Source organism: Luteitalea sp., assembly GCF_022842525.1.
Lineage (GTDB): Bacteria > Acidobacteriota > Vicinamibacteria > Vicinamibacterales > Vicinamibacteraceae > Luteitalea.
The window spans coordinates 1-8,066 of the sequence record NZ_JALHPM010000238.1 but is presented as its reverse complement, the minus strand read 5'-3'; the positions used below and the strand labels follow the sequence as shown (position 1 = coordinate 8,066).

At 71.2% G+C, this 8,066-nt stretch carries 9 protein-coding genes; 3 read left to right on the top strand and 6 right to left on the bottom strand.

Annotated elements, in window-relative coordinates; genetic code table 11:
• Positions 1 to 183 precede the first annotated feature (183 nt).
• Positions 184 to 1,236 (top strand): COX15/CtaA family protein, encoded by a 1,053-nt coding sequence (locus Q0C41_RS27855; protein WP_291989655.1) that lies wholly within the window; start codon positions 184 to 186, stop codon positions 1,234 to 1,236.
• Between the two features lie 7 nt (positions 1,237 to 1,243).
• Here the strand turns inward: Q0C41_RS27855 and Q0C41_RS27850 are convergent, their stop codons facing one another.
• Positions 1,244 to 2,095, bottom strand: coding sequence for a neutral zinc metallopeptidase (locus tag Q0C41_RS27850; protein WP_291989653.1), 852 nt, complete (start codon positions 2,093 to 2,095; stop codon positions 1,244 to 1,246).
• 123 nt (positions 2,096 to 2,218) lie between these two features.
• On the opposite strand from Q0C41_RS27850, the gene Q0C41_RS27845 reads away from it, so the two are divergent.
• The gene (locus tag Q0C41_RS27845; protein WP_291989651.1) at positions 2,219 to 2,683 is read left to right on the top strand and encodes a nuclear transport factor 2 family protein; all 465 of its coding nucleotides are present in this window, start codon (positions 2,219 to 2,221) and stop codon (positions 2,681 to 2,683) included.
• Positions 2,684 to 2,742: 59 nt separating this feature from the next.
• On the opposite strand, the gene Q0C41_RS27840 is transcribed toward Q0C41_RS27845, so the two are convergent.
• Positions 2,743 to 3,717, bottom strand: a complete 975-nt coding sequence (locus tag Q0C41_RS27840) for a glycoside hydrolase family 43 protein (protein WP_291989649.1) — start codon at positions 3,715 to 3,717, stop codon at positions 2,743 to 2,745.
• Entirely contained in the window at positions 3,714 to 4,103 is a 390-nt protein-coding gene (locus Q0C41_RS27835) for a helix-turn-helix domain-containing protein (protein ID WP_291989647.1), read from the bottom strand. Before Q0C41_RS27835 ends, Q0C41_RS27840 begins: the two co-directional genes overlap by 4 nt.
• Positions 4,104 to 4,270: 167 nt before the next feature.
• On the opposite strand from Q0C41_RS27835, the gene Q0C41_RS27830 reads away from it, so the two are divergent.
• Entirely contained in the window at positions 4,271 to 5,260 is a 990-nt protein-coding gene (locus Q0C41_RS27830) for a ring-cleaving dioxygenase (RefSeq protein ID WP_291989645.1), read from the top strand.
• A 55-nt stretch (positions 5,261 to 5,315) separates the two neighbouring features.
• Here Q0C41_RS27830 and Q0C41_RS27825 read toward each other — a convergent pair whose 3' ends face one another.
• The 3 genes from Q0C41_RS27825 to Q0C41_RS27815 all read right to left on the bottom strand — a co-directional run.
• Positions 5,316 to 5,960 (bottom strand): hypothetical protein, encoded by a 645-nt coding sequence (locus Q0C41_RS27825; RefSeq protein ID WP_291989643.1) that lies wholly within the window; start codon positions 5,958 to 5,960, stop codon positions 5,316 to 5,318.
• A 13-nt stretch (positions 5,961 to 5,973) separates the two neighbouring features.
• Positions 5,974 to 7,008: a threonine aldolase family protein gene (locus Q0C41_RS27820; protein ID WP_291989641.1), complete on the bottom strand. Its 1,035-nt coding sequence runs from the start codon at positions 7,006 to 7,008 to the stop codon at positions 5,974 to 5,976.
• A gap of 99 nt (positions 7,009 to 7,107) precedes the next feature.
• On the bottom strand, positions 7,108 to 8,066 hold a 959-nt coding region (locus tag Q0C41_RS27815; protein WP_291989638.1), incomplete at its 5' end, for a DUF3500 domain-containing protein.

Genomic DNA, 8,066 nt, shown 5'->3' with positions numbered 1-8,066 from the left:
GGCGGTCGCGGTGACGGCCGTGTCGGCGAGCGACGGGCTGGCGGAGGTGCGGGCGAAGGCGGGAACGGCGACGGCCATGGCGACCGTCAACAACACGACACAGGGCAGGCAGGTACGAGCTCCGAATGCACGAACGGTCATGGGTCCTCTGATCCACGGCGGCGGGCAGCGTACCGAGTCTGAGTGGAACTCTTCAGACGGCTGACCCTGCCGGCTGGTCGGCACTCGGCGCCGGGCCTCGTGTCGATGGTCGGCCACCCGCCAGCCGGGGTTAGGATCGAGAGTGTGCTCACCCTTGCCCGTACCGCGTGGCTGGTGCTCGTCTACAACCTCGGGGTGATCGCGTGGGGCGCCTACGTCCGAGCGACCGGATCGGGCGCCGGGTGTGGTGCCCACTGGCCCCTCTGCGACGGACGGATCATCCCACGCAGCCTGGGCGTCGCCACGCTGATCGAGTACTCCCACCGGATCACGAGCGGCATCGCCCTGCTGTCGGTGGTCCTGCTGCTCCTCTGGGTCCGCAAGGCCTGCCCGGCAGGTCATCCAGCCAGGCGGGGCGCCCTGATGACGGTGATCTTCATGCTGACCGAGGCGGCCGTCGGCGCCGGTCTGGTGCTGTTCGAACTCGTCGCCGACAACGCCAGCATGGCCCGAGCGCTGTTCATGGCCGTCCACCTGACCAACACGTTCATCCTCGTGGCCTGGCTGGCGCTCACCGCCTGGTGGCTGTCGGGCGGTGACGTCGTCTCGCTGACCGCACGACCGGGACGCACCGCCGCCATGGCGGGCTTGCTCGGCGCCCTGCTGATCGTGGGCGTGAGTGGCGCCATCGCGGCGCTGGGCGACACGCTGTTCCCGTCGCGCAGCCTCGCCGAGGCGCTGGCCGCCGACCTCTCGCCGACGTCGCACGTGCTGCTCCGCCTGCGGGTCCTGCATCCCGCCTTCGCGATCGCCACGGCCATCCTCCTCGCGGTGGCGGCCCCCGTCCTCGCGCGCGGCAGTGACACGCCGGTGGCGACACGGCTGGCCCGCGCCGTCACGGCACTCGCCCTGAGCCAGCTGGTCGCCGGCGTGGTGAACGTGGTGCTGCTGGCGCCCGTCTGGATGCAATTGCTCCATCTGCTGCTGGCCGACGCGCTCTGGATCGCGCTGGTGCTGCTCGGCGCGGTCGTCCTGCGCCGTTCCCACCCGCTCCCCGTGACGGTCCGCCGGGCCGCGATGGCCCAGCGCGCGTGAGCCCGATCTAGCTGCCCGCGGCAGCGAAGGTGTCGCACGCCTTGACGTCGCCCGTCTGCAGACCGCGCCGCAGCCACTCGGCGCGCTGGGCCGCGGACCCGTGCGTGAAGCTCTCGGGGCGGACCCGCCCCGACGACTGCCGCTGCAGCGTGTCGTCGCCGATGGCGGAGGCGGCACGCAGGCCTTCCTCGGCGTCACCCGGCTCCATGATGCCGCGCTGGGCGGTCGAGTGGCCCCACACGCCGGCGAAGCAGTCGGCCTGCAGTTCCATCAGCACCGAGAGCTGATTGGCCTGGCGCGGCGACCGCTGCTGCAGGGCGCGGACCTGCCGCTCGATGCCCAGCAGGTTCTGCACGTGGTGCCCGACCTCGTGCGCGATGACGTAGGCCTGGGCGAAGTCGCCGGGCGCGCCGAAGCGCCGATCCAGCTGGTCGAAGAACTCGAGATCGAGATAGACCTTCTGATCGCCGGGACAGTAGAACGGGCCCATGGCGCTCTCGCCGAGGCCACACGCCGACTCGGTGGCGCCGCGGAAGAGCACGAGCGTCGACTTCTGGTAGCGACCGCCGAGCAGTCGTGCCCAGGTCGCCTGCAGGTCGTCGAGCATCTGCCCGATCTCGATCACCTTGGCCTCGTCCTGGGGGGTCGTCTCCAGCGGTCCCGCCTGGCCGGAGTCCTGCGGGGGCATCTGCGCCTGCTGCTGCAGGACCGGCGACACCATGTCGCGGCCCAGCACGAGACTCAGGATGAACAGCAGCACGATGCCGCCGATGCCCATCGACGCCCCGCGCCCGCCCATGCGCACCGCGCGGCGATCTTCGATGTCACCGCTCCTCTGCCCTCCGGGGTTCCAGCGCAACGTCCAACTCCTTTGCTAGACGGGACCTCGACGGTCCCGATGTGACGACCCGCGCATGCGCACCGCGCACCAGCATACGCGCGCACGGAACGACAGGCCCGGCGTGATCGTCTCTCCGCGATCATGCGCGCCCTCATCGGTCCTCTCGTGCTGACGCTGGGCCTGACCTGCAGCCCCGCGACCCTCGCCCAGACACCCGCACCTGCGGCACAGGCCCCGGCGTCCCCCGCCAGCGTGACGCTCCCGCCCGAGCTCGACCGCGTGCTTCGCGACTACGAGAGCCGCTTCGGTGCACGGGACGCCATCGGCCTGGCGCGCCTGTTCGTGGACGATGGCTGGGTGCTCTCGTCGGGCCGGCCTCCGATCCGCGGGCGCGACGCCATCGCCGCCCACTATGCGACCAGCGGAGGCGTCCTGCGCCTGCGAGCGCTGACCTGGGCTGCCGACGGCCGCACGGGCTTCATTGTCGGCGCCTACGCCTTCGGCACGGGAACCCCAGACGACGGCAAGTTCACCCTGACCCTCCGGAAGGTGGACGGCGGCTGGCTGATCGTCTCCGACATGGACAACGGCAACCGCCCGCAGTGACGCCGACCGGGCCTCATCGTCCCGCCTGACCCGTCCGTCGTCTCCGCATCAGCCCGGGCTCACCGCTCGAGGGCGTCGGCGATCGCCGTCGGGACGCTGAACGCCGTGCCGTGGCGCATGCCCTCGGGGAACGTCACGTCGGCAACCGGCGTGAAGGTCCGGACGTCGCGCGTGTCCATCGCGCCATAGCGCTTGCGGGTGTACTCGTCGTAGTAGATGCGCCAGGTGGTGCCGAGGCGCAGGACGGTGGGGCCCTCCACCCAGTCGGGCGAGAAGGCCGCCGACGCCCCGCCGTACGGCCCGGCCATCGACGCGGCCGTCGCCACCCGCAGGTGCTTGCGCGCCACCGGGTAGCGTGTCTCGTCTTTCACGACCAGCACCGCGCGGGCCCCGTCGTGCACCACGACGCCATCGATGGCGTTGAAGCCACCGTCGTAGAACAGCCGAGCGGGCGTCCAGGTGACGAAGTCCTTCGTGGTGGTGGCGTACAGCCGATGGTTGAGCCGGCCACCGGGCCGCTCGTCGCCGCCCTCGACGGTCTCGGCAAAACGCCCGGCGATCGTCGACGCCCACACCACCAGGTACTCCTGCGCCGTGGCGTCGTAATGAATCTCGGGTGCCCAGACGTTCTGCACGCCTGTCGTCTCCTCGAGGACGGGCACGAAGGTCTGCTCGGTCCACCGCTGCAGGTCACTCGAGTGGGCAACGCCGAAGCCGTGGTCCCACCAACCCGTGGTCCACACCAGATGAAAGCGTGCGTCTGGTCCGCGGACGATGCTCGGATCCCGCATCAGTCTGGTGCCGACCGCGGGTGCGAGGAAGGCACGGCCGTCGGCCACACGGCGCCAGCGTGCGCCGTCGTCACTGCGGGCGAAGTGCAGCCCGTCTTCGCCGTTGCCGGTGAAATAGCTGAAGAGGTAGGCCTCGGGCCGACTCGGCGCGGACGGCTGCGCGGCGACAGACAGCGCGGCGGCCGCGAGGCCGAGCGCGAGCAGGCCGAGCCGGGCGGGCGTGGGCCACGCTCGACGCGTCACGAGGCCCTCGCCTCACGGGCCGTGCGGGCCGCACGGCGCACGGCCTGCACGCGATCCTTGCGAAGATGCTGCCGGCCCCACTGCTCGATGGCGACGACCACGGGTCGCAGGGCGTCGCCCGCCGGTGTGAGCGAGTAGAGCGTGCGGGGGGGCGTGGACGACTCGACGCGACGCGCGAGCACATCGAGGCGGACGAGCGTATCGAGGCGCTGCGCCAGCGTGGAGGGATTGCACCCGCCGATCGCCCGCGCCAGTTCGTTGAACCCCATCGGGCCCTCGATCAACGCATGGACGATCTGCATCGTCCATTTCCCCTGCAGGACGGCGATGGCGTCGTACACGGGACAGAAGGGATCCGAGGCACGGGCGGGGGCAACGCGGGGCACGGCTCAGCGTAGCAGAGCAGTCGCCTGCAATCCATAGCTACTTGCATTTTCATAGCGAGTGACGGATACTGGTGTCCGGCCACGGCCCGCGCTGCGGGCGCGCCTGACGCGGGCGCGCGGGCCTGCTCCTTCCAGACGAGGGAGTCGCCGACAAAGGACAGCTCGTCATGAAAAGTCTCACCGGTCTGCACCACGTGACCGCCATCGCTGGCCCCGCGCAGGAGAATCTCGACTTCTACGCCGGCATCCTCGGCATGCGCCTGGTGAAGAAGAGCGTCAACCAGGACGACCCGGGCACCTATCACCTCTTCTACGCCGATGCGGCCGGTCATCCCGGGACGGACCTCACGTTCTTCCCCTGGTCGCACATGGCGCCGTCGCGCCTGGGGCACGGCCTCGCCACCGAGGTGCAGTTGACCGTCCCGCTGGGCTCGCTCGACTTCTGGGGCGAGCGGCTCGCGCGCTACGGCGTGACGGTCGGTGCGGTCGAGACCCGTTTCGGCGACCGCGTCCTGCCACTGGCGGACCCGCACGGACTGCAGGTGGCGCTGGTCGAAGCGGCCGAGGTCACCACGCGCGGCTTCGAGCCGTGGACGCAGAGCCCGGTGCCCGTCGCGCGACAGATTCGCGGCCTGCATGGGGCACGCACCTGGCAGCGGGATCGCGCGGCCAGCGGCTGGTTCCTGACCAGCGTGCTCGGCTTCACGGAACAGCGCACCGAGCACGACTGGACGCGCTACGTGCTCGGCGAGGGCGGCCCGGGGCGGGTGCTCGACGTCCGCGAGACGCCAGACGCCCACCGCGGCGCGTGGGGCACCGGCAGCATCCATCACCTCGCCTGGCGCGTCGACGACGAGGCGCACGAACTCGAGGTGCGGAGCGCGATCGAGACGATCGGCTTGCGCCCGACGCCGGTCATCGACCGGTTCTGGTTCAAGTCGGTGTACTTCAAGGAGCCGGGCGGCGTGCTCTTCGAGCTGGCGACCGACGGTCCCGGCTTCGCGGTCGACGAGGAGGCGGCACACCTCGGCGAGTCCCTCGTGTTGCCGCCGTGGCTCGAGTCGCAGCGCGCGGCCATCGAGCGCGGCGTCCCCGCGCTGACCTACCCGCCGGTGGTCGAACCGTCAGGGTCGCCTTCCGCCTCCGAGATCCGCTGATCTAGAGGCTGCCCATGGACCGGAGCCACTCGAAGTACGGCTCCGGTGCCACCTTTCACTGCCCCTTCATCTTGCGGAGCCTGAAGGGCACTTCCACGGTGCCGAGCAGGCCGACGTATACCTGTTCCTCCGCACTCGCTCCAACCGTGAGACGCGTGCCCGATGGCAGGCGCACCACCTCGCCCTCGCGGGCCTTCGCGACCGGCATCTCCAGGCACAGCATCGCCACGTGGCCGCGGTCGGCCCCGGCCATGTCGTTGTTGCGGGTGAGCTCGTCCACCGCCGCCGGCACGGAGGTCAGCGCGGCGAGTCTCGCCGTATCGCGATTCACGAGGTGGTGCAGGAACCGCTTGACCACCATGGCCGGGAGGTCGGCGTCGAGGCCGGCCGTCTGCTGCGTGCGCTCGGCGAGCCAGTAGCGCGGCTCCCCCGTGTCGTCGATCGGCTGCCCCTCGAACAGGGGCGGCAGCGGCGTCGACAGGCGTATCCGTTCGATCTGCTCGTCGATGCGTGCGCGCTCCTGGCCAGTGGGCGGTGTCTGGCGCAGCATCGTCTCGACCCCATCGGTGGGCAGCGTCACCGTCGCGAACGTCGTCGACTCGCCACGCAGCAAGGACGCCAGTGGGGTTCGGGCCACGCGCATGGGCTCGTCGTTCGCCCGCTGCGCCAGCAGGGGCCCCGTGGCGACGACCAGGATCACGGCCGTCAGGAGGTCACGAATCAGCGAGACAGATCTCGGCCAGGATGTCGGCCGCCTCGACGCACTGCGCACGCGTCACCGCCAGATGAGTGACAACGCGCAGGGTGCGCGGGCCGAACGCGAACAGCGCGACGCCCCGTTCGCGGGCCCGTGCCGCCACCGTCGCCGCGTCGGGCGCGCCGGGCGCCAGGTGGAAGACGACGATGTTGGTCTGGACGGTGGCGAGATCGAGCCGCACGCCCGGACACTGCGCGATCCGCGCGGCGATCAGTCGGGCGTGCGCGTGATCCTCCGAGAGCCGGTCGTAGTGGTGCGCGAGGGCGTGACTGCCGGCGGCCGCCAGCAGGCCGACCTGGCGCATGGCCCCTCCGAGCATCCGCCGCACACGGACGGCACGGGCGATGAGATCGCGCGGGCCCGCCAGCAGCGACCCCGCGGGTGCCCCGAGCCCCTTCGACAGGGCGGCCCACACCACGTCGAATGGCGCGGCGATCGCCGCGGGCGTCGTACGGGCGGCGATCGCGGCGTTCCAGAGCCGCGCGCCGTCGAGCAGCGTCGCGACCCCTGCAGCCCGCGCCGCACCGCAGACCGCCTCCACCATCGGCTGAGGCACGACGAGGCCGCCGGCGCGGTTGTGCGTGTTCTCGATCACCACCAGCGTCGTCGGCGGGTAGAGCATGTGGCCCTGGGGCTTGCACGCCGCGAGGAACTCGTCTGCCGAGAACACCCCGCCGGTGCCGATCTCGGTGAACTGGACGCCGGCGTTGGCGCCACCGGCCCCGGCCTCGTGCCAGACGATGTGGCTCTCGCGACTGACCACCACGTCGTCACCGGGCCGCGTCAACAGGCGGAGGGCCACCTGGTTGGCCATGGTGCCGGTGGGCAGCCACAGGGCGGCCTCCTTGCCGAGCAGCGCGGCGCCGTGCTCCTGCAGCGCGTTGACGGACGGGTCCTCACCGAACTGGTCGTCGCCGACCGGCGCCGCGGCAATCGCGGCGCGCATGGCGTCGGTGGGTCGGGTGATGGTGTCCGAACGGAGGTCGATCATCGTTCCAAGCCCCGCCCGTGCGCCCCGCGCTCCCTGCCCGTGAGCCCTGAGCCCTGAGCCTGTGGTTCCGAGCCTCGAGCCGTGAGCCCTGAGCCTTCTCTAGTGCGTCACCGCCGCCAGGTGCTTGCGCAGCAGGTCGCCCCCGAAATCGAACTCGGGGTCGCGCCACATGCTGTGGATGTGATTGGCGTCGTTCTGGCTGTTGTCGTACTCGATCAGCACGGTGGGGCCGTGGATGCGGTAGTAGTGCTTCTTGCCGACGTCGAGACTGCCGGCCCACGCAAAGTGCAGCGTGTCGACGCCGGCCTTCTCGATGCGCGCCAGCTGCGAGGCCCGCTGTGCGGCCGGGAACCGCGAGGCGTAGACCTCGAGCAGTTTCCGCAGCTGCGCCTTCTGCGGCGCCGTCATGGCACTGGCCGGCAGCCCGTCGAACTGCGCGATCTCGGCCTTCGGCTTGTTGGTGGTGACGATGTCGTTGGTCGTCTCGGGGGCGATCACCACCCGGGTCTTCTGCTCGGCGCTGAACAGGCCGAGCAGGGCCCGCGCCTCGTCCTCTTCGGCCGCCTGGATGCGCAGCCCCGCGCTCGGCCCCGACAGGACCTTCGCGGGGTTGGAGCCGAAGAACAGCGGCGCCACGATGTCGCCACGCGCGCCGGCGTGGGTGACGTTGACCGAGAGGTGATGTCCCTCGAAACGCCAGGCCCACCATCCCTCGGCGGACGGCTCGCCGAAGATCGCCGTGTAGTACAGCCCGGGCTGACGGCGCATGTAGTTGGCCACGCCCTGGCCCTTCTCGATCTCGCGGAGGATGTCCTCGTGCGCGATGATCTGCCGGGCCGAGGCGTAGCCCGACTCGCTCAGACCGGAGCGCAACAGGGCCAGCGCCTGGGCCTGCTGGGCGTCCGTGAGTTCGTCGAGGGGCACGCCGGCGCGGACCATCGGGACGTAGTTCAGTTGCGTGCGGGCCTCGTGCGCGAGCGGCAGCATCGCCTTGGCGCGAGGGGGGCCCGACAGCGCGCGGGCCAGGGCGGTGGCGGCGGCCGTACTGCTCGGGGCGG